The sequence below is a fragment of the Streptomyces sp. NPDC047974 genome (assembly GCF_040653375.1).
In the GTDB taxonomy this organism is placed as follows: Bacteria; Actinomycetota; Actinomycetes; order Streptomycetales; family Streptomycetaceae; genus Streptomyces.
In genome coordinates this window covers 1-20824 of the sequence record NZ_JBEZNU010000057.1, presented here as the reverse complement: position 1 = coordinate 20824, position 20824 = coordinate 1, and the positions used below count along the sequence as shown (strand labels likewise).

The window sequence follows — 20824 nt, the reverse complement described above, 5'->3', positions numbered from 1 at the left end:
ACGCCCACAAGTCCGGCACCGTGACCGGACTCAACGCCGAGGTCGGCGCGTCCGTCACCTCCGGCGCCGGCATCTGCGACATCAAGGCCTGACGGCCCGGATCCGCCCAGCGCACGAGGAAGGGCCCGCAGGCAGCCGCCTGGGGGCCCTTCGCCGTACCCGGCGGCTGCCGTGCTCGGCGGAAGGGGTGGGGCGGCTCACTGCGTACGGGCTCGTGCCCGGGGTCGTACGGGACCGTGCCCGGGCTCAGCGGCGGCGGAGGTCCGCGACGCGGGCCGTGCGCTCCAGGGGCTCGGCACCGAGGACGCCGGGGCCGGGGCCCCGGAACTGACCCGTGGGCATCCTGCCGCCGCGCTGCACGGGCAGCGGCATCTCACGGCGGCCCCGGACGCCCGGCGGCAGCTGCTCGGCGGCGGGGGCGGCGCTCGGGCCGGTGCCGGCCACGGCGATCTGCACGCCCTGGTCGGCGAGGGCCTGGAGCTCGGAGGCGGCGCGCTCGTCGTGCGGCGGCGGCTCGTCGGTGACCAGGCGGGTGATCACGTCCGTCGGCACCGTCTGGAACATGGTGTCGGTGCCGAGCTTGGTGTGGTCGGCGAGGACCACGACCTCGGCCGCCGCCTGCACCAGCGCCCGGTCCACGCTCGCGGAGAGCATGTTGGAGGTGGAGAGGCCGCGCTCGGCGGTGAGGCCGCTGCCGGAGAGGAAGGCGCGCGAGACCCGCAGTCCCTGGAGGGACTGTTCGGCGCCACTGCCCACCAGGGCGTAGTTGGAGCCGCGCAGGGTGCCCCCGGTCATGACGACCTCGACGCGGTTGGCGTGCGCCAGCGCCTGGGCGACGAGCAGCGAGTTGGTGACCACGGTCAGGCCGGGGACCCGGGCGAGCCGGCGGGCCAGCTCCTGGGTGGTGGTCCCGGCGCCGACGACGATGGCCTCGCCCTCTTCGACCAGGCTCGCGGCGACGTCGGCGATGGCCGTCTTCTCCGCGGTCGCGAGATGGGATTTCTGCGGGAAGCCGGATTCTCGCGTGAATCCGCCCGGCAACACCGCACCGCCGTGCCGGCGGTCGAGGAGTCCTTCTGCCTCCAGGGCCCGTACGTCGCGGCGCACGGTCACTTCTGAGGTCTGGACGACGCGGGCGAGCTCGCGGAGCGACACGGCCCCATTGGCTCGCACCATTTCGAGGATCAACTGGCGACGTTCTGCAGCGAACACGAAACTGACAGTAACGTGCACTGCCGTTGGTTTTCAGCACTATGCGCCGGATTGCGGAATATACACACAGGCGGGGCCCCCAAGTGGTATGGAGAGCCCCGCCTTTGATCGATCTATGCCCCGTCTTGCCGGGGGTTGTCCGAGTCGGCGAACCGTTCCCGCAGGCGGGGAGCGTGATCGCCGCCGGGACTACGCCTCGCCCGAGGTCTTTCGGGTGTGCAACTGCCGTGCCACTTCCGCGATCGAGCCCGACAGGGAGGGGTACACGGTGAAAGCATTTGCGATCTGTTCGACCGTCAGATTGTTGTCGACCGCGATCGAGATCGGGTGGATCAGCTCGCTCGCCCGGGGGGCGACGACACAGCCGCCGACCACGATGCCGGTGCCGGGGCGGCAGAAGATCTTGACGAAGCCGTCCCGGATGCCCTGCATCTTGGCGCGCGGGTTGCGCAGCAGCGGCAGCTTGACGACCTTGGCGTCGATCTTGCCCGCGTCGACGTCGGCCTGCGTGTAGCCGACGGTGGCGATCTCGGGGTCCGTGAAGACGTTCGAGGAGACCGTCTTCAGGTTGAGCGGGGCCACCGCGTCGCCGAGGAAGTGGTACATCGCGATCCGGCCCTGCATGGCGGCGACCGAGGCGAGCGCGAAGACACCGGTGACGTCGCCCGCCGCGTACACGCCGGGGGCGGTGGTGCGGGAGACCTTGTCGGTCCAGATGTGCCCGGAGTCCTTGAGCTTGACCCCGGCCTCCTCCAGGCCCATGCCGGCGGAGTTCGGGATCGCGCCGACGGCCATCAGGCAGTGGGTGCCGGAGATGACCCGGCCGTCCGAGAGGGTGACCTCGACCCGGTCGCCGACCCGCTTGGCGGACTCGGCGCGGGAGCGGGCCATGACGTTCATGCCGCGGCGGCGGAAGACGTCCTCCAGGACCGCGGCCGCGTCCGGGTCCTCGCCCGGGAGCACCCGGTCGCGGGAGGAGACGAGGGTGACGCGGGAGCCGAGGGCCTGGTAGGCGCCGGCGAACTCGGCGCCGGTCACGCCGGAACCGACCACGATGAGCTCCTCGGGGAGCTCCTTGAGGTCGTAGACCTGCGTCCAGTTCAGGATCCGCTCGCCGTCCGGCTTGGCGTCGGGCACCTCGCGCGGGTGACCGCCGGTGGCGATCAGCACGGCGTCGGCGGTCAGCGTCTCCTCGGTGCCGTCGGCGGCGGTGACGACCACCTGGCGGGAGCCGTCCATGGCCTGCCGGCCGGAGAGCCGGCCGCGGCCGCGCAGCACCCGGGCGCCCGCCCGGGTGACGGAGGCGGTGATGTCGTGCGACTGGGCCAGCGCGAGGCGCTTCACCCGTCGGTTGACCTTGCCGAGGTCCACGCCGACGACGCGGGCGGCCTGCTCGACGTGCGGGGTGTCGTCCGCGACGATGATGCCCAGCTCCTCGTAGGAGGAGTCGAAGGTGGTCATCACCTCGGCGGTGGCGATCAGGGTCTTGGAGGGGACGCAGTCGGTCAGGACGGACGCGCCGCCGAGGCCGTCGCAGTCGACGACGGTCACCTCCGCGCCGAGTTGGGCGCCCACCAGGGCCGCCTCGTATCCGCCGGGTCCGCCGCCGATGATCACGATCCGGGTCACTGGGATCTACGCCTCGCGCTCTCGTTCTGCCGGGGGTGTGCGGCCCCCATGGGGTGCAGTGCGTACGCCATTGTCCCGCACGCTTCAAGTGCGTACTCCATTGTCCCGTACGCCGCGCGGTCTCTCGCGCCGGGGCCGGAAAAAGCCGTCCGGGGCGCCGCGGAAGCACTCGGGCGGCCGCCACCTCGGGGTTCGTCGTCCACCCCCGTCCCTCCCGTACCCTCGGACCCATGTCGCTCTACGCCGCGTACGCCGGCAACCTCGACCCGCGGCTGATGAGCCGCCGCGCCCCGCACTCACCGCTGCGCGGCACCGGCTGGCTGAACGGCTGGCGGCTCACCTTCGGCGGGGAGCAGATGGGCTGGGAGGGGGCGCTGGCCACCCTCGTGGAGGCCCCCCGCCAGCAGGTCTTCGTGGCGCTGTACGACATCGCGCCGATGGACGAGGACTCGATGGACCGCTGGGAGGGCGTCGGCCTCGACATCTACCGGCGGATGCGGGTCCGGGTGCACACCCTCGACGGCGAGGAGCCGGCCTGGGTGTACGTGCTCAACGCCTACGAGGGCGGGCTGCCGTCCGCGCGCTACCTGGGCGAGGTCGCCGACGCGGCGGAGTCGGCGGGGGCGCCGCACGACTACGTGATGGAGCTCCGCAAGCGCCCCTGCTGAGGGGCGGGCCGGCATGTTTTCGTCGGAAACGACAAGACAACGATCGCATGTCCGTCCGCGCCGTCATCTACGCGCGTAGGAATTCTCGGGCTAGGCTTCTTGGCGAATGAATTCCGTCCGGGGTGACCGCCCTCGGACCCCCTCCCCGAGGCGAGAGAGCCAGTGAACGCTACTGCCACCCCGTACGAGGCCGCCGAGGCCGCAGCCGCGCGACTGCGCGAGCTGACCGGAGTCGAGAACCACGACGTCGCCCTGGTCATGGGCTCCGGCTGGGCGCCGGCCGTGGACGCCCTCGGCGCCCCCGAGGCCGAGTTCCCCGTGACCGAGCTCCCGGGCTTCCCGCCGCCGGCCGTCGAGGGCCACGGCGGCAAGGTCCGCTCGTACAAGATCGGCGAGAAGCGCGCCCTGGTCTTCCTCGGCCGCACCCACTTCTACGAGGGCCGCGGTGTCGCCTCCGTCGCCCACGGCGTCCGTACGGCCGTCGCCGCCGGCGTGAAGACCGTCGTGCTGACGAACGGCTGCGGCGGCCTGCGCGAGGGCATGCGCCCCGGCCAGCCGGTCCTCATCTCCGACCACATCAACCTGACGGCCGCGTCGCCGATCGTCGGCGCGAACTTCGTCGACCTGACGGACCTGTACTCGCCGCGGCTGCGGGCGCTGTGCAAGGAGGTCGACGAGACGCTGGAGGAGGGCGTGTACGTCCAGTTCCCCGGCCCCCACTACGAGACGCCCGCCGAGATCAACATGGTCCGCGTCATGGGCGGCGACCTCGTCGGCATGTCCACCGTCCTGGAGGCCATCGCCGCGCGCGAGGCCGGCGCGGAGGTCCTCGGCATCTCCCTGGTCACCAACCTCGCGGCGGGGCTCTCGGGCGAGCCGCTGAACCACGAGGAGGTCCTCCAGGCGGGGCGGGACTCGGCGGCCCGGATGGGCGAACTGCTGACGCGGGTCCTCGACCGGATCTGAGTCCTTTCCGCGCCCCGCGCACCGCTCGGCCCCAGGGGGCCGCACGGGCTTCGGGCCGCTGCGGCGGCCTCCGACCGCCGGGGCGCCCGTCCGGGGGCGGGCGGGGGCGGGGGCCGCTGCGCGGGGCTTCCCCCCCACTCCGCCCCTTCCCGTGACCGGGGGGCTCCGCCCCCCGGACCCCCGCGCCCCGAACGCCGGCGGGGCTGGATTCGGCTTGCCGACAGTTACGGGCAGGGGCGGGGCGGGGAAGGCTCCGCGCAGCGGCCCACCCCGCACATCACCCACCCGCACCCGCTCCACCACCCCCACCCGCTCTCCGAAAGGCGCATCACCGTGACGCAGGACGAACTCCTCGCCCGGGCCCAGGCGTGGCTCGCCGAGGATCCCGATTCCGAGACCCGCGAGGAGCTCGGCGCGCTCCTCGACCGGGGGGACACCGACGAGCTGGCGGTCCGGTTCGCCGGGACGCTGCAGTTCGGCACCGCGGGGCTCCGCGGGGAGCTGGGCGCCGGACCCATGCGGATGAACCGGGCCGTGGTGATCCGGGCCGCCGCCGGGCTCGCCGCGTACCTGCGGAAGAAGGGGCAGGCCGGCGGCCTTGTCGTCATCGGGTACGACGCCCGGTACAAGTCCGAGGACTTCGCCCGGGACACCGCCGCCGTGATGACCGGCGCCGGACTGCGCGCCGCGCTGCTGCCGCGCCCGCTGCCGACGCCCGTCCTCGCGTTCGCCATAAGGCACCTGGGCGCCGTCGCCGGCGTCGAGGTGACCGCGAGCCACAACCCGCCCCGCGACAACGGCTACAAGGTGTACCTCGGCGACGGCTCGCAGATCGTGCCGCCGGCCGACGCCGAGATCGCGGCCGAGATCGACGCCGTACGGGCGCTGGCCGACGTGCCGCGTCCGGAGAACGGGTGGGAGGTGCTCGGGGAGGAGGTCCTGGAGGCCTATCTCGCCCGGACCGACGCCGTCCTGACGCCCGGGTCGCCGCGGAGCGTGCGGACCGTCTACACGGCCATGCACGGCGTCGGCAAGGACGTGCTCACCGCCGCCTTCGCCCGGCACGGCTTCCCGCCGCCGGCGCTCGTCGCCGCGCAGGCCGAGCCCGACCCGGCGTTCCCGACCGTGTCCTTCCCCAACCCGGAGGAGCCGGGGGCCATGGACCTGGCCTTCGAGGCGGCCCGGGCCGTGGACCCCGACATCGTCATCGCCAACGACCCGGACGCCGACCGCTGCGCCGTCGCCGTGCCGGACGCCTCCGCCGAGGGCGGCTGGCGGATGCTCCGCGGCGACGAGGTGGGCGCGCTGCTCGCCGCGCACCTCGTGCACAAGGGCGCCCGGGGCGTCTTCGCGGAGTCGATCGTCTCGTCCTCGCTGCTCGGGCGGATCGCCGAGGCGGCCGGGGTCGGGTACGAGGAGACCCTGACCGGCTTCAAGTGGATCGCCCGCGTCGACGGGCTGCGGTACGGCTACGAGGAGGCGCTCGGCTACTGCGTGGACCCGGAGGGCGTCCGCGACAAGGACGGCATCACCGCGGCGCTGCTCGTCGCCGAGCTGGCCTCGGAGCTGAAGGAGCGGGACCGGACGCTGACCGACCTGCTCGACGACCTGGCGGTCGCGCACGGGCTGCACGCCACCGACCAGCTGTCGGTGCGCGTGGAGGACCTCGGCATCATCGCGAACGCGATGGCCGCCCTGCGCGAGACCCCGCCGGTGCGGCTCGCGGGGCTGACCGTCGTCTCGGCGGAGGACCTCACCAAGGGCACGGAGTCGCTGCCGCCCACGGACGGCCTGCGCTACCACCTGGAGGGCGCCTACAAGGCCCGGGTGATCGTCCGCCCCTCGGGCACGGAGCCCAAGCTGAAGTGCTACCTGGAGGTCGTGGTCCCGGTCGCCGACGCGAGCGGTCTCGCGTCCGCCCGCGCCACCGGCGCCGAGGTGCTGGGCGCGCTGAAGAAGGACCTGGCGGCGGCCGCGGGGCTGTAGCCGGACGGCGGAGGGCCGGTACGGGGTTCCCGTACCGGCCCTCCGCCGTGTCGCCGTCCGCGTCAGCCGAAGCGGCCGTTGACGTAGTCCGCGGTCCGCGGGTCGGCCGGGGCGTCGAACATCGTCTCCGTGGGGCCGTGCTCGACGATGGCGCCGGGGGTGCCCTGCTCCGCGAGGAAGAAGGCGCAGGAGTCGGAGACCCGGGCGGCCTGCTGCATGTTGTGGGTGACGATCACGATCGTCACCTCGGACTTGAGCTCGGCGATGGTCTCCTCGACGCGCCGGGTGGAGGTCGGGTCGAGGGCCGAGCAGGGCTCGTCCATGAGGAGCACCCGGGGGCGGACGGCGAGCGCGCGGGCGATGCACAGGCGCTGCTGCTGGCCGCCGGAGAGGGCCCCGCCGGGCTGCCGGAGCCGGTCCTTGACCTCGTTCCAGAGGCCGGCCCGGGTCAGGCACTCCTCCACGAGCGCGTCCTTCTCGTCGCGGCCCGCGCGGACGCCGCCGAGCTTGAGGCCGGCGAGGACGTTCTCGTACAGGGACATCGCGGGGAACGGGTTGGGCTTCTGGAAGACCATGCCGATCTCGCGGCGGGCGTGGGTGATCCGGCGGCCCCGGTCGTAGATGTCGGCGCCGTCGAGGAGGACCCGGCCCGACAGGGCGGCGGAGCCGATGAGTTCGTGCATCCGGTTGAGGATGCGCAGGAAGGTGGACTTGCCGCAGCCGGAGGGGCCGATGAGGGCGGTCACCTCGCGGGCGGGCATGGCGAGCGAGACCCGGTCGAGGACCTTGCGGTCGCCGAACCAGGCGGAGACGGCCTCGGCTTCGAGCGCGCCCGCCCGGGTCGACGGCACGGATCCGGCGGACGGCAGGACGACGGTGTCGGCGACGTCGGTCACGTGGGTCACGTCGGTCACAGTTTCATCAACTCCACGATGTTCAGAGGAGGTTGGGGAGGAGGCGGGTCAGCTCGCCGGAGACCAGGACGCCGAGCGCGATGAGCACCGGGGTGGCGGCGGTCCAGGTCTGGCGGGGGCCCCAGCGGCGGCGGGCGGCGACGGTGAGGACGGCGGCGAGGAACAGGGCCTGGGCGCCGAGGAAGATCTTCGGCCAGGCGGCCGGGTCGCCGGCGAGCGACTTCTCGGCGTCGGTGATCCAGCCGGGCCGCAGCGGGCGCGGCGGGCTGGGCTGGACGTCGGAGACCAGCTTCGCGTCGACGAAGAGGTGGTTCTCCGGGGTGTACGCGGCTCCGTCGGCGGTCACCAGGGTGAGCCGGCCCTCCCCGGCGCCGGGCACGGGCCGGGTCGGGTCGCCGGGCCGCCGCACGCCCACCACCTCGTACACGGCCTCGCCCTGGCCGGTGGTCACCTCGACGCGGGCGCCGGACGGCAGCCGGTGCAGGTCGTTGAAGGGGCTGCCGTAGCCCCACTGGCGGCCCATGAGGACCGCCGTCCCGGCCTGGCCGGGCAGCGGGGTGTCGCGGCGGTGGCCCGGTCCCGACATGAGGACCTCCGAGGTGGTGCCCTCGGCGACGACCTCGCGCAGCCCGAGGACCGGGATGCGGAGCAGGGCGACGGGGTCGCCGGGGGCGAGCGGCCTGCCGTCGTAGGTCGTCTGCCCCACCGGGGCGGTGCCGAGGGCGAGTTGCTCGCGGAGTTCGTCGTACGCGGTGGCCTGGTCGCGGGCGTGCTGGAGGTGGCCGACGACGGTGAGGTTGGCGGCGAAGCCGATGAGCAGCGCGGCGAGCACGCACAGCGCCGCCCCGGCCAGGGCGAGCCCGGCACGGGGGGCGGCGGGAGCCGGTGCGGTGGTCACGGCCGGGCGACCGCCTCGCGGCGGCGGACCGTGAGGACGGCGGCGGCGCCGAGCAGGCAGAGCGAGAGCGCCCCGAGCGCGGCGGAGGCGGCGGAGGCGGCGCCGGTGGCGGCGAGGGTGCCGCCGGAACCGCCCTGCGGGGAGGCGCCGGTGGAGCCGGACCCGGTCGACCCGCTGTCACCGGCGCCGGAGGAGCCGGACGGGTCGCCGGTGGTGCCGGTGGTGTCGCCGGAGCCGGAGCCGGAGCCGGACGCGGATCCGGACTCCGTCGGCGTGGGAGTGGCACCGGTGCCGGGCGTGTCCGTGGGGGTGGGCTCGTCGGTCGGCTCGCCGGTGGGCCCGTCCGTCGGCTCGTCGGTCGGTCCGTCCGTCGGCGTGCCCGTGGGCGTCGGGGTACCGGTGGGGGTCGGGGTGCCGGTGGGGGTCGGGGTGTCCGTGGGGCTCGGGGTGACGGCGGGGCCGGCCGTGAACGTCTCCAGGACCTGGCTGGGCGTGTACGCGGCCGGGTCGGCGGGGGTGTACTGCGCGAGGACGGGGAAGGAGGCGTTGACCGTGTCGTGCATGGTGGCCGTGGTCTCCGCCTTGCCGTCCACGAGGTCCTCGGTGCCGAGCTCCTTGATCTCGCCGGTCGCCTCGTCGAGGGTGAGGAAGGTGACGGTGCCCGCCGCGGCGGCCGGTTCGATCTCGGCCCGGATCGGGAAGGCGCGGCCCACGGGCGGGGTGGCGCTGTCGGAGCCGACCTTCAGGTTGGTCGCCTGCTGGCCGATGGAGGACCAGTTCTCCCCCGTGACCTCGATCATCCGGGAGAAGTACGCGGCCCGCGCCTCGGAGTCCGCCGTCTCGCAGGAGAGCCGCAGTTCGTACCGGCCGTCCAGGGGCCCGGAGGGCACCAGCTCGCGCAGCCGGTCCTGGAGGGGGGCGTAGCCGGCTCCGGAGCCGGTGAGCGGGCCGGATATCGGGGTGGTGCCGAGCGGCCCGCCGGGGGCGACCTCGGCGATCGGCGCGGTGAGGGTCGGGTCGCCGGTGGCCACCAGGGTCAGGACGCCCTTCACGTACGGCTCGTCGGCCTCGGCGGGCGCGGGGCAGGGGCCGTCGGCGGTGACGGACGACAGGCCGGCCGCGAGGGTGCCGGTGGCGGGGTCCGTCGTGAAGCCGCCGTGCCGGGTGACGGCGGAGGCGGGCGTGGACAGGCCCAGGACGAGGGCGAGGGCGCCGCAGAGGAGGGCGAGGGCCGTGAGCAGTGCCACGGGTGATCTGAGGGGCGTGACCTGGTGCATGGGACGGATGTCCTCCGGGGCGGATGGTGGCCGGCGACGTGGACGCGGCACGGGAGGTCGCGGGCGGTCGCGGACGGTGGGCGGGGGTACGCCGTGGGGCCGGGCACCCTGGGGTGCCCGGCCGGCGCGCGGTCGAGGGGGCGTGGCGGTCAGCGCTCGCCCTTGAGGGTCGTGGTGCCGCAGTTGGCGCCGAGGGCGCCGAAGCCGTAGGTGGCGATCGTCGTGCCGGCGGCGCAGACCTTGGAGGTCGAGCCGACGAAGGTGGAGGCGATGGTGGCGTTCGTCAGCTTCGCGGTCGGGACGACGTTGTAGACGTCACGCGTGAAGGGGAAGGAGAGGTTGAGCGTCTTGTCGGCGTTGCGCGGGGCGATCGTGGCGACGGAGCCGAGCACGGCGGCGCCGCGGCGGTCGGTGACGACGGCCTTCTCCTGCGCCGTGTACTGGGCGACCGAGTACGGGGCGATGTCGCCGGCGGTGTCGAGGACGGTGCCGTCGTTCTCCTGGGCGCCCTGGGTGACGCAGGCGCCCGGGGTGGTCACGCCGATGGAGGAGAGGAAGAACTGGCGGGTGCCGGAGTTGGCCTGCGGCAGGATCGGGGTGAGGGCCACGCCATTGAGGGAGGTGGTGGTGCACTCGTAGATCGCCTTGAGCTGCGCGGCCGTCAGGTCGGACGGCAGGGTGCTGTCGGAGCGCTTGACCCAGGACACCGCGTCCTTGGCGAAGGGGATCCAGGTGAGGTCCGTGGTGCTGCTGTCGGCCGGGCCGCGCGAGGAGCGGGCGAAGTCGAGGCAGCCGGAGTTGGTGTCCACGGCGTTGCGGAGCGCGTCGATGCCGGCCGAGGAGCCGTTCGGGCGGTTGATCACACAGCCGGTGGCCTTGGTCTTGATGGTGGCCGTGCCGGTGGCGTTCCAGGAGGCGATGATCTTCTGGCCGAAGGCGTTGACGACGACGTCGCCGAGGCCGTTCATGACGTCCTGGGTCGTGTCCGAGCCGACACCGGCCAGGGTGCGGTACTGGGTGACCGGGGTGGGGTCGGCCTGGGCCGCCGGGGCGAAGGCGGCACCGAGACCGAGGGCGGCCACACCGAGGGCGGCACCGAGACGAGCGCGGGACTTGACGTTCACTTCTGATCTCCTCCGTGAAAACGGATGTCATGGAATGGACGCACAAGCAGAATCCGGATTCTCATTTCCCGGCCGGTCCGTCGACCGGCCGGGAACAACAATTCCGCACGGGTGGATCCGGGAACCACCACGTTCAGCCGCTTTTCAGGTTACGAATTCCTGTCCTAGGTGAATCCGAGGGCGCCGCGCGGCGGCCCGCGAATCCCAGGAGCGCGGGCCCGGCGAGGCCGGCCGTGCCGCCGACGAGGAGGACCGCCAGGAGGACCCAGCGGACGGCGCCGAGGAGCTGGGACGGGGTGCTGCCGGTGCCGGCGAGCTTCTCCGGCGGGGCTCCCCCGGAGCCGTTGCCGGCCCCGCCGGACGTCGGCGGCGCCGAGGACGGCGGGGCGGAGGCGTCCGTACCCCCCGTCGTGTCCCCGGCACCACCGCCGCTCGCGCCGCCGCCCGATCCGGCGGCGTCGCCCGGGCGCGGGGAGCCCTCGGCCCCGCCCGGTCCGGACGCGGAGCCCGTCCCGCCGCCGGACGAGGTGCCGGACCCGGTGCCCGTCCCGCCGTCGGAGCCGGTGCCCGAGGCGGAGCCGGCGGCCGTGCCCCCGGCCGTGTCGCCGGGTCCGGCCGGCGCCCCGCGCTCCAGGCGGTCGGCGGCCGCGACGGCCTGGAGCCTCAGCTTCCGGGGCAGCGGGGCGTAGCCGGGCGGCAGCTGACCGGGGGCGGTGCCCTGCCGCTGCCCGGCGTCGGCCGCGTACCGCATGACCCGGGCGTAGTCCTTGCGGGCGTCGGCGGGGAGGCTGGTGGAGGCGGCGGCGTAGCCGACCACGGTCAGCGGGTAGGCGCCCTTCCCGGCCCGCGCCGGGTCGGGGGCGAGGACTCCGGCGACGGAGGAGTCCTCGAACTGCTCGACCGCCTGGATCATGGAGCCGGTGGTGGGCAGGACGAAGGCGCCGTCGGCGTTGGCCAGGGCGGCGATCTGCAGCTGGTAGCGGGCGGCGGAGGCGCTGTCGGTGATGCCGTAGGCGCGCCGGGAGCCGACCAGGACGTCGGCGGAGACGAGGCGCAGGGCGTTGCTGACCGAGTCGCGGGAGACGTTGTCCTTGGCCCCGTTGGTGCCGCGCCGGATCCAGCGCGCGGCGTCGTGCATGTCGTTCGCGTACGGGGAGCGCTCGACGATGCCGTAGCTGATCGCCTCCTCGCCCTCCACGAGCCGGAGCTCGGTGAGGGTGGGGTCCGCCTTGGGGAACTCGTCGCTGCTGCGGGAGGCGAGCCCCAGCTCCTTGAAGTGGGGGTTGATCCTCATGCCCCAGGGATCCGGCTTTCCTTCGAGGAAGGCACGCGCGTCTGAATTGCTCCGCAGGTAGTCCCAGACGACCTTCGTGGTGTCCGAGCGTTCGGCGGAAAGGAGAATTCCGCCGGGGTAGACCTGCGGCGGCTGCGGGACCTCCTCGAATTTCGGATTGAGCTTCAGGAATTCCGGGTCCCTGACGATGGACTGCGGATTGTCCTTCAGGTGGTCCGGTACGGGCGCCTTGTCGGTGAGCATCCGGACGTCGTACGGGTACGAGGCGGTGAGCAGTTTCGCGAGGAGGCGCTGGTTCAGCCGGATCTCCTTGACGAGCCCGATCGTGTTGGCCTCCCAGTAGAAGCCGACGGTGAGCGCGTTGACGGCCACGGGGGCGTGGACGAAGCCCGATTTCTCCCCGTCCGCGACCGGTTCGACGGTGAAGGCGAGCCCCGGGGAGGTGGACGTCGGGGCGAGCAGGCTGCTGCGGGCCAGCTCCTCGCCCCGCTGGGAGAAGGTGAAGCGGCTGGTGCCGGTGGCGCACAGGGACGCCTGCCAGGAGGTGACGGCGTCGGTGACCAGCTCGGAGCCGGTCATCCGGCGTTCGGCCTTGTCGGCCGGGCAGGCGTCGCCGACGGGCAGGAAGTCGAGCGGGAAGACGATCCGCTGGTTCCAGTTGGCGGTGGAGAGCGGTGAGGTGACCGGGAACCCCCGGGTCCCGTTCGGGTCGTGGGAACCGCGCGGCACCACGACGAGCCAGCACTTCCGGCCGCGCGGCTCGGCGCCCGTGCCGAGCGGGTCGCCGCAGCCGAGGTGCGGGGCCTCCCGGGTGGACTGGAGGTGGAAGCCCGCCTCGCCGGTACCGTCGGGCTGGGTGACGGCGAAGAACTCCTCGTTGGTGTCGCTGGGGCTGTAGTAGGTCCAGTCGGTGAGCTTCGTCGTCGGCGGACCCGAGACGGGCGTGAAGGGGACGAACGGATCCGTCGTCTGCCCGGGGTACTCCGGGCTCGGGACGAGTTCGTCGTACTCCGTCTCCCGGGGGTCGCTGCCCACCGGGATCAGCCGCTGCGCGACGAAGCTGCCGAAGCCGCCGTTGCCGGTGGCGGCGGCCCCGAACTGGCACTGCTCGCGCCTGGGTCCCGCCGGGTCGTCCCCCCAGCACTGCATGAGCTGGAGGTAGTCGGTGCGGTTGGAGTTCGTCGGCTTCCCGCCCTTCCAGCTGACCCGCACCCCCTGCCCGCGCAGGTTCCTCGTCTGGTGGACGGTCACCTCCAGGGCGGAGAAGTCGTCGTACGGGCCCGCCGTGCCGCGCTTCGTCATCGCCGAGCTCTCCGGCTCGGCGGCGACCGCGGCGGTGTCCCGGGGCAGCGGGAGGAGGGCGAGGACGACGGCGGCGAGGAGGGCGCCGAGGCCGCCGGCGCGGGCGCGGTTCGGCTTCATCGGAGGCCTCCCCGGCGGTCGGCGCGGTGGGTCATGAGCCGGCCGACGAGCGGCGGGGCGACGACCGTGGCGAGGAGCAGGAAGGCCGAGAGGACCATCAGGAGGCCCCGCAGGCCGGCGCCCGAGTCGGCGGCGAGGGTGACGGGCGTGCCGACGACGGTGTTCCCGCCGCCGGGGCCGCCCGCGCCGGTGCCGGCACCGCCCGCGCCGCCGTCGGCGATGATCTCGCCGGTGTCGGGGTCGACGGCGGCGCCGCCGGAGCCCGTGGTGCCGCTGCCGGAATCCGGCCCGGAGCCGGAGGCCGCACCGGTGCCGGCGGTGGACCTGCCGGTGCCCGCGGTGCCGGTCGCGCCGGTGGAACCCGTTCCCGTGCCCGTGCCGCCGCCGTTCGCGCCGCCGCCCGAAGCCGGGCCCGTACCGCCGACCGAACCGCCGCCGGAGCCGGACCCGTCGGCGCCGCCCGAGGCGGAACCGCCGGTGGACGAGCCGCCGACGGCGCCGCCGGAGGACGCGCCGCCGGAGGAGGAGCCGCCGGAGGAGGAGCCGCCGCCGACCTGGGTCGGGACGCCCCGGGCTCCGCCGGTGCCGTCCGCGCACTGCTGCGCGCCCTGCTTGTCGCAGGCCTTCGGCCTGGGGGCGTTCTTGGCCAGGGTGTTGGAGCCGTCGGCGGAGAAGGTGGGGTTGCGGCAGGTGGCGAGGTCCACGGCGCCGGTGGGGGCGCCGGGGATGCGGCGGACCTGGTCGAAGCCGGCCTGGACGAGGTTCTTCGGGAGGGGCGAGTAGCCCAGCTCCTCGGCCTGCTGCTGGCCCTCGCAGAGGAAGTAGCGGGCGAAGGTGCCGAGCGAGCGGCCCTTGTCGGTGGTGTGCGGCGCGGTCTGCGAGGTGGGGACGACCATGTAGCTGTAACTGGACAGCGGATAGGCGCGGTCGTCGCCGGAGCGGTACACGCCGTCGAGGATCTGGGTCAGGTAGTCGGGGGAGGAGCGGTCGGTGTCGATGCGGGCCTGGAGGAGGGCGACGGCGACGGCCTGGGCGGTCGGTTCGACGTAGTGGCCGGAGCGGTTGAGGACCTTGGCGACCGGGAAGTGCGCGTTGACGGCGTACGAGTACTCGACGTAGGTGATCGCGCCCTCGCCCTGCGGCTGGCGGACGTGCGCCGAGACGCCGAGGGAGCCGGACTTGGCGACCGTCGTCGTGCCGGGGGCGACGGGGAAGTAGGAGGTCATCCCGCAGGGGGTGGAGCGGCCGGCGCGGCGGCAGTGGTCGTTCCAGACCGCGCCGTGCTCCTTGGCCAGCCAGGTCGTGAACTGGGCGGTGGTGCCCGAGCCGTCGGAGCGGACGACGGGCACGATCCGGCGGGCGGGGAGGACCAGGCCGGGGTTGTCGGCCTTGATCTCCGGGGCGTTCCACATGGTCAGCTGCCCGGTGAAGACCTTCGCGAGGACGGGGCCGGAGAGGCGCAGGTTGGTGACCTGGCGGCCGCCGATGCGGAGGTTGTACATGAAGGCGGTGCCGCCGGCGACGATCGGCATGTAGGCGTAGCCGCGGCTCGGCGGGACGTCGGTCGCGCCGCCGTCGGTGAGCCCGTAGGGGATCTCGGAGACGGCGAAGTCGACGGTGCCGTTCTTGAACTGCTCCCGGCCCTGCGAGGAGCCGTTGGCGTTGAAGTTGACGGTGAGTCCGGCGTTGGCGCCGATGTTGCGGCGCCACTGCTCGACGGCGTTGGAGCTCCAGGTGGAGCCGGAGCCGGTGATCTTGGTGTAGCCGGCGGCCTGGGCGGCGGGCGGGCCCGCGAGGAGGGCGAGCAGCGCGCAGAGCACGGTGCCCAGGCCCAGGAGGGTGCGGGTGAGCGGGACGGGCGATCTCACGACGTGCTCCTCGGAGGTACGGGCGGGGAAGGTGCGAGGGAGGCGCGGGCGAACCGGGCCGCGTCCTGGCGGGAGGCCACCGCCCGCCGCCGCTCCTGGCGCTTCGTCAGCTGCCCCGGTCCGCGCCCGCCGGCGATCCGGGCGAGCACGAAGAGCAGCAGGACGAGGAGCATGAGCACGGCGGCGGTGCCGAAGCCGCGGGCGATCATGTTCGGTTCGGGCGACTTGACCAGCTCGAAGGTGGCGAGCGGCAGGGAGACCTGGGCGCCGGAGGTCGGCAGCGCGTTGAGCTCGGCGGTGAAGCCGGCCGTGAGCAGCACCGGGGAGGTCTCGCCCACCCCGCGCGCGGTGCCGAGGATGACGGCGGTGGTGAGCCCGGAGCGGGCGGTGGGGAGCACGACGTGCCGGACGGTGCGCCAGCGGGAGGCGCCCATGGCGTACGAGGCCTCGCGCAGGGTGCCGGGGACGAGCCGGATGACGACGTCGGAGGCGCGGATGATGATCGGCAGCATCATCACGGCGAGGGCGAGGGCGGCGGCGAACCCGGAGCGCCCCATGCCGAGCGCCAGGATGACGGTCGCGTAGACGAAGAGGCCGGCGACGATCGACGGCAGGGCGGTCATCGCCTCGACGATCGTGCGGACCAGGCGCGCGAACGCGCCGGGGACCTCGTTGAGGAAGACGGCGCAGACGATGCCGGCGGGGACGGTGAGGACGAGCGCGATGCCGACCTGTTCGAGGGTGCCGACGACGGCGTGCAGGACGCCGCCGACGTCGAGGGGTTCGAGCGGCCCGGCGAGGCTCATGTCCTCGGTGAAGAAGTTGAGGTGGGCGAGGGCCTCGCGGCCCTCCCAGAGGGTGAAGGCGACGACGAAGACGAGGACGGCGAGGAGGACGAGCCCGAGGGTGTGGACGACCACGCCGGCGACCCGGTCGCGGACGGTGGGCCCGTCCTCGTCGAAGGAGACGAGCAGGGCGTAGAGGCCGAGGAAGAGGGCGTACGCGACGAGGACGAAGCCGACGGTGCCGCTGAAGGGCAGCAGCCGGGCGAAGAGCAGCCAGGCGAGGGCGAGCGCGGCGGCGCCCGCGCCGAGGACGGCGTACACGTCGGTGGCGCGCGTGCCGCCCGTGGTGCGGCGCCGTTCGGATCCCGGCGGCGGGTCCTCCTTGGCGGCCGGCCGCACGGTCGGCCGCTCCGGGGCGATGGTCATGGGGTTCCCCTGTTACGCGTCGCTGGAGGCGCCGGAGCGGCTGCGGGCGACGATGGACGAGGCGGCGAAGTTGACGATCAGGGTCATGACGAAGAGCGCGAAGCCGGCCGCCATCAGGGCGGACATGCCGAAGGCGGTGGCCTCGCCGTAGCGCAGGGCGATGAGCGAGGAGACCGAGCTGGTGCCGGTCTGCAGGACGTGCCACTGGATCGTGAAGACCTGCGAGATGACCATGTAGACGGCGATGGTCTCGCCGAGGGCGCGGCCGAGGCCGAGCATGGTGCCGCCGATCATGCCGCCCTTGCCGAAGGGCAGGACGACGGCGCGGATCATGCCCCAGCGGGTGGCGCCGAGCGCGTAGGCGCCCTCGCGTTCGCCGGCGGGGGCCTGGGAGAAGACCTCGCGCATGATCGAGCAGATGATCGGCGCCACCATCATCGCGACGACCAGCCCGGCGACGAAGGTGGAGGAGGTGTAGACGGTGGGCGGGGCGAGCGGGTCGTCGGGGTCGGCGCCGTCGACGCGCAGGAAGGGGATCCAGCCGAGGTACGCGGAGATCCAGCGGGCGATCGGCAGGATCGATTCCTCCAGCCAGAACACACCCCACAGGCCGTAGACGACCGAGGGCACGGCGGCCATCAGGTCGACGGTGGAGATCAGGGTGCGGCGCAGCCCGGGCGGGGCGTACTCGGAGATGTAGAGCGCGGCGCCGGTGGCGAGCGGCACGGCGACGGCGATCGCGACGAGGGCGATGAGGACGGTGCCGAGGAGCACGGCGGCGATGCCGAACCGTCCGGCGTCCGGCTCCCAGTTCTCGGTGGTGAGGAAGGAGCCGCCGGCCCGGTCGAGGGCCTGCCGGGCGCGGTGCAGCAGGAAGCCGCCGACGAGGAGCATCACGGCGAGGACGAGGCCGCCGCCGGCGCGGGCGACGCCGCGGAAGACGCGGTCGGCGGGGCCGGGGTCGGCGTACAGCCGCCGCGGCGTGTCGTGCGGGGCCCCGTGCCGCGGGCCGGCGGCGGCGGGAGGCACGGTCGGATCATTCGGATCGGTCGTCGCGGTCGTCACGCCCCTGACGTAAGTCCCGCCTGGTTGACATGCGCGCCACGAGACGTGAACGAGGGGCTCCTGCGAGGCAACTTCCGTTCACCATAAGGCGGTTGATGTCCACTGCGCCGCCTCGGCGGTCAGCAGCGCACGGAAGCGGGCGTAGGCGGCACGACAGGTGGAGTGGCGCTCGTACGCCCTCCCGGAGTAGGCCGCGGGGTGTCCGTCGGCGTCCCTCAGCAGCCACACCCAGCCGTTGCCGGTGGCGGTGTGCTGCACCCCGCCGCCCATGGCCGCGTGCCCCGCGCAGAGCGCCGCGAACGCCGCCCGGCAGGCGGCGTGGTCGGCGAAGCACTGCCCCGACCGCGCCACCACCCGCCCGTTCTGCGCGACCAGCCGCCAGCCGTATCGTCCGTCGGCTCTGACGTCCACCAGACAGCGCGTCCCGGACACACCGGTGCCCTTGGTCATTGCCCCCACCCCCACAGTCTCGGCACAGGCAATCTAGGGACACGGCCGGGATCGTCGGGGGCTAAACCAACGGCCCGGGGCATGCTTCACCCCGCCGTTGCCCCTAGGACACCGGCGGGGTGAGGGGGACGCGGGCCGGGGCTCAGCCGGTCGCGCCGAGCACCACCAGGAGGACCAGGCCGACGACGGCCGGCGCCATGATCTCGTACGCCCACCGGACCGCCGGCGCGCCCTGCGCCCCGGCCCGGCCCTGGTACCGCTCGGCCATCTCCCGCAGGTCGGCGACGTTCTGGTCGCCGGCCGCGACGCGCGAGGCGGAGTCCCGGACGTCGGCGGTCACGGAGGTGCGCCCGTGGGGGTCGTCCTGGGAGGCGCGGGCGGCCTGGCGCGCCGCCTTCTTCCGCTGGCGCAGCGAGACGGGCATGGCCCACAGCTGGTACTTGGCGCCCTCGTGCGTGAACACCTCGCTGGAGTACCCGGCCCGGACGTCGGCGACGGCGGCCCAGGGCAGCACGATCGACCGGAACGGGTTGCGGATCCGGAGCCGGTCCTCGTTGGCGTGGACGGCGGGCCGGATCGTGAAGGCGGTGATCACCGGCACGGCGAGCAGCAGACCGGCCAGCGCCAGCCAGGGCGCCCGCCCCTCGCCGCGCACCAGCGCGTCGCCCGCGAAGACGAGCGCCAGGGCGAGCAGGAAGACACCCCCCGCGATCCCGAAGGAGGACCGGTAGACGCGGTCGGCGGAGGTCGGCTCGGGGTTCGACCCGGAGTTCGGCTCGGAGGGCGCGGGGCTCGTCATGCCGCCGATTCTGCCTCAGGAGGCGGCGCGGGGCGCTCCCCGGGGGCTCAGCCCCGCCGGACCTCGGCCAGGTCCGCGTACAGGATGATGTTGTCCGGCCGGTGGCCGTCGACGAGCTCGCCGCCGCAGGTGATCAGGCGCAGCTCGGGCCGGCGGGTGTTCCCGTACACCTTCTCCGTCGGGAAGGCGTCCTTGTCGACCTGCTCCAGCTCGCGGACCCGGAAGACCGCGACGGTGCCGTCGGCCCGGGTCACGGTGACCGGGTCGCCGACCCGGACCTTGGCGACGTCCTTGAGGACGGCGGGCCCGCGCTCGGTGTCGAAGTGCCCGATGAGGACGGCGGGGCCGGTCTCGCCGGGCGTGACGCCCTTCCCGTACCAGCCGATCCGCTCGGCCTGGGCGACCGAGGGCACCTCGACGGTCCCGTCGGCGTTCAGCCCGAGCTCCAGGACGCCCCGCGCGTCCACCCCGGCCGCCGGCAGCTCGACCCGCACGGGCAGCGAACGGGCGAGCGGCTTCACGGGCGCGGCAGTGGCGGCCGGCGCCGGCGCGGCCGACTCCACGATCCGGGCGGGCGGGGTGACGGCGTCGGGCGCACCCCCGGCCGAACAGCCGGCGAGGGCGGCCACGAGGAGGACGGCGGCGGTGACGGTACGGCGGCGGCGCATGCGGGGCTCCGGGAGGACGGGGTGCGGCCGGCCGCCGCGGGGAACGCGACGGCCGGCCGGGGGTGGGGTGGAGACGCTCCGGGCTCGGGTCAAGGGGCGGGGAGCGGGGTACGACGGGGCGGGTACGGGCCCGTGCGGGGTCAGCCGCGGACGCCGGCGGTGCGGCGGCGCATCGCCAGGAAGCCGAGCCCGGCGGCGGTCAGCGCGGCGGCACCGGCGCCGGCGGCGACCAGCGTGCCGGACCCCTCCTCGGCGGCGAGCTCGGCGCCGGCCGCGACGCCGCCCTGCGGGACGACGGAGGTCTGGCCGCCCTGGGCGGAGTTCTGGGGCGCGGAGGCGGAGGGGGCGGGCGCGGCAGCCTCGTCGCAGCCCTTCGGCAGGGCGGGGAAGGCGTTGTAGCGCCAGGGCGTGTCGCCGCCCTGGGTGCGCTGGCCGAGGCGCGGCGTGGCGGTGTCCGCGCCGTCGATGCGCAGGCCGTTGGCACCGTCGACGGGGTGCGCGCGGTCGACCCGGGAGACGACCTCGTGCTGCGGGTTCTTGAGGACGGCCCAGGGGCCCTTCTCCTGGTCGTTGGTCATGACGAGAAGCCAGTCCACGCCGAAGGAGGAACGGATCTCCTGGGTGACCGCGCACTTCCCGATGACGATCGGCCCGTCCAGGACCTCCGCCGGCGGCGGGGTGGCCGGCTGGGAGGTCACCGGCACGGGCGCGGACTGCTTCGCGGCGCCCGGGACGTACGCGGCGAAGGTGCCGGGCGACTCCAGGACGACGACGGCCTTGCCGAAGAAGTAGACCTTGCGGTCGCCGCCCTTGAGGTAGATGAAGCCGCCGCTCCCGGCGGTGGCGGAGCGGAGGCCGTAGTAGCCGTCCTTCTCGTCGACCTCGACGATCGTGCCGTCCGCGAGGCGGTACCGGCCGGGCTTGGCGGGGGCGGAGTTGCCGATCCAGTTGTGGATCGAGCCGTCGGGGTTGAGGACGAGGTACTCGCCGTTGTCCTGGCCCGCGACGGAGCGGGTCACCGCGTGGAGCTCGCCGACCTTGTGGCCGTCGCGGAAGAGGACCGCGAAGTAGTTCTCCTCCTTGAGCTTGTAGATCTTGGCGACGGTGCCGGTGAGCAGCGTCTCGGTGCGGACCAGCGTGGCGTGCTCGGGGCCCGCCTCGACGGCGGTGACCTTGCCCTCGGCGTCGAGGGTCACGGCGTACCCGGAGAAGATCCCGGTGTCGGTGGCGTCGTAGCCGCCGCCGGCCTTCAGCTCGCCCAGGACGGAGGTGCCGCGCAGGACGGTCGCGGTGAAGTACCGGTGCTGGGTGCCCTTGTTGTAGACCTTCGCCGTCAGCCCCCCGTCGAGCTCCACGGTGCGGACCAGCACGTC

17 protein-coding genes are annotated in these 20824 nt (G+C 74.1%); 3 read left to right on the top strand and 14 right to left on the bottom strand.

Annotated elements, in window-relative coordinates; all coding sequences use genetic code 11:
• Positions 1-246 precede the first annotated feature (246 nt).
• Together AB0E19_RS36940 and AB0E19_RS36935 are read right to left on the bottom strand one after the other, a co-directional pair.
• Positions 247-1212 (bottom strand): DeoR/GlpR family DNA-binding transcription regulator, encoded by a 966-nt coding sequence (locus AB0E19_RS36940; protein WP_362189066.1) that lies wholly within the window; start codon positions 1210-1212, stop codon positions 247-249.
• 189 nt (positions 1213-1401) lie between these two features.
• The gene (locus tag AB0E19_RS36935) at positions 1402-2841 is read right to left on the bottom strand and encodes an NAD(P)H-quinone dehydrogenase (protein ID WP_362189063.1); all 1440 of its coding nucleotides are present in this window, start codon (positions 2839-2841) and stop codon (positions 1402-1404) included.
• Positions 2842-3071: 230 nt separating this feature from the next.
• Here AB0E19_RS36935 and AB0E19_RS36930 point away from each other — a divergent pair, with 230 nt between their 5' ends.
• From AB0E19_RS36930 to AB0E19_RS36920, 3 genes are all read left to right on the top strand, one after another.
• Complete coding sequence (locus AB0E19_RS36930) at positions 3072-3509, top strand: gamma-glutamylcyclotransferase (RefSeq protein WP_169088906.1); 438 nt, start codon at positions 3072-3074, stop codon at positions 3507-3509.
• Between the two features lie 162 nt (positions 3510-3671).
• Positions 3672-4475, top strand: a complete 804-nt coding sequence (locus AB0E19_RS36925; RefSeq protein WP_351099485.1) for a purine-nucleoside phosphorylase — start codon at positions 3672-3674, stop codon at positions 4473-4475.
• A 333-nt stretch (positions 4476-4808) separates the two neighbouring features.
• Positions 4809-6461, top strand: a complete 1653-nt coding sequence (locus tag AB0E19_RS36920; RefSeq protein WP_362189058.1) for a phospho-sugar mutase — start codon at positions 4809-4811, stop codon at positions 6459-6461.
• Positions 6462-6523: 62 nt separating this feature from the next.
• Here the strand turns inward: AB0E19_RS36920 and AB0E19_RS36915 are convergent, their stop codons facing one another.
• From AB0E19_RS36915 to AB0E19_RS36860, 12 genes are all read right to left on the bottom strand, one after another.
• Positions 6524-7312: a phosphate ABC transporter ATP-binding protein gene (locus AB0E19_RS36915; protein ID WP_362189069.1), complete on the bottom strand. Its 789-nt coding sequence runs from the start codon at positions 7310-7312 to the stop codon at positions 6524-6526.
• Positions 7313-7397: 85 nt separating this feature from the next.
• Positions 7398-8273 (bottom strand): class E sortase, encoded by an 876-nt coding sequence (locus AB0E19_RS36910; RefSeq protein ID WP_362189055.1) that lies wholly within the window; start codon positions 8271-8273, stop codon positions 7398-7400.
• Entirely contained in the window at positions 8270-9550 is a 1281-nt protein-coding gene (locus AB0E19_RS36905; protein ID WP_362189052.1) for an LPXTG cell wall anchor domain-containing protein, read from the bottom strand. The genes AB0E19_RS36910 and AB0E19_RS36905 overlap by 4 nt, the downstream gene beginning before the upstream one ends.
• A 149-nt stretch (positions 9551-9699) precedes the next feature.
• Positions 9700-10674: a substrate-binding domain-containing protein gene (locus tag AB0E19_RS36900; RefSeq protein WP_362189049.1), complete on the bottom strand. Its 975-nt coding sequence runs from the start codon at positions 10672-10674 to the stop codon at positions 9700-9702.
• Positions 10675-10807: 133 nt separating this feature from the next.
• Positions 10808-13390: a hypothetical protein gene (locus tag AB0E19_RS36895; RefSeq protein ID WP_362189046.1), complete on the bottom strand. Its 2583-nt coding sequence runs from the start codon at positions 13388-13390 to the stop codon at positions 10808-10810.
• Complete coding sequence (pstS, locus tag AB0E19_RS36890) at positions 13387-15258, bottom strand: phosphate ABC transporter substrate-binding protein PstS (protein WP_362189043.1); 1872 nt, start codon at positions 15256-15258, stop codon at positions 13387-13389. The genes AB0E19_RS36895 and pstS overlap by 4 nt, the downstream gene beginning before the upstream one ends.
• The gene (gene pstA, locus AB0E19_RS36885; protein ID WP_362189040.1) at positions 15255-16469 is read right to left on the bottom strand and encodes a phosphate ABC transporter permease PstA; all 1215 of its coding nucleotides are present in this window, start codon (positions 16467-16469) and stop codon (positions 15255-15257) included. The genes pstS and pstA overlap by 4 nt, the downstream gene beginning before the upstream one ends.
• A gap of 12 nt (positions 16470-16481) precedes the next feature.
• A complete protein-coding gene (gene pstC, locus AB0E19_RS36880; protein WP_362189037.1) occupies positions 16482-17534 on the bottom strand; it encodes a phosphate ABC transporter permease subunit PstC in 1053 nt (350 codons plus the stop codon).
• Between the two features lie 78 nt (positions 17535-17612).
• Entirely contained in the window at positions 17613-17984 is a 372-nt protein-coding gene (locus tag AB0E19_RS36875) for a DUF1508 domain-containing protein (protein ID WP_362189034.1), read from the bottom strand.
• Positions 17985-18126: 142 nt separating this feature from the next.
• Positions 18127-18783 carry a PH domain-containing protein gene (locus AB0E19_RS36870; protein WP_362189031.1) on the bottom strand — a complete coding sequence of 219 codons (657 nt, stop codon included), beginning with the start codon at positions 18781-18783 and terminating at the stop codon, positions 18127-18129.
• Positions 18784-18830: 47 nt separating this feature from the next.
• A complete protein-coding gene (locus AB0E19_RS36865; protein WP_362189028.1) occupies positions 18831-19451 on the bottom strand; it encodes a class F sortase in 621 nt (206 codons plus the stop codon).
• A 140-nt stretch (positions 19452-19591) separates the two neighbouring features.
• A partial coding sequence (locus AB0E19_RS36860) for a hypothetical protein (RefSeq protein WP_362189025.1) occupies positions 19592-20824 on the bottom strand: 1233 nt, incomplete at its 5' end.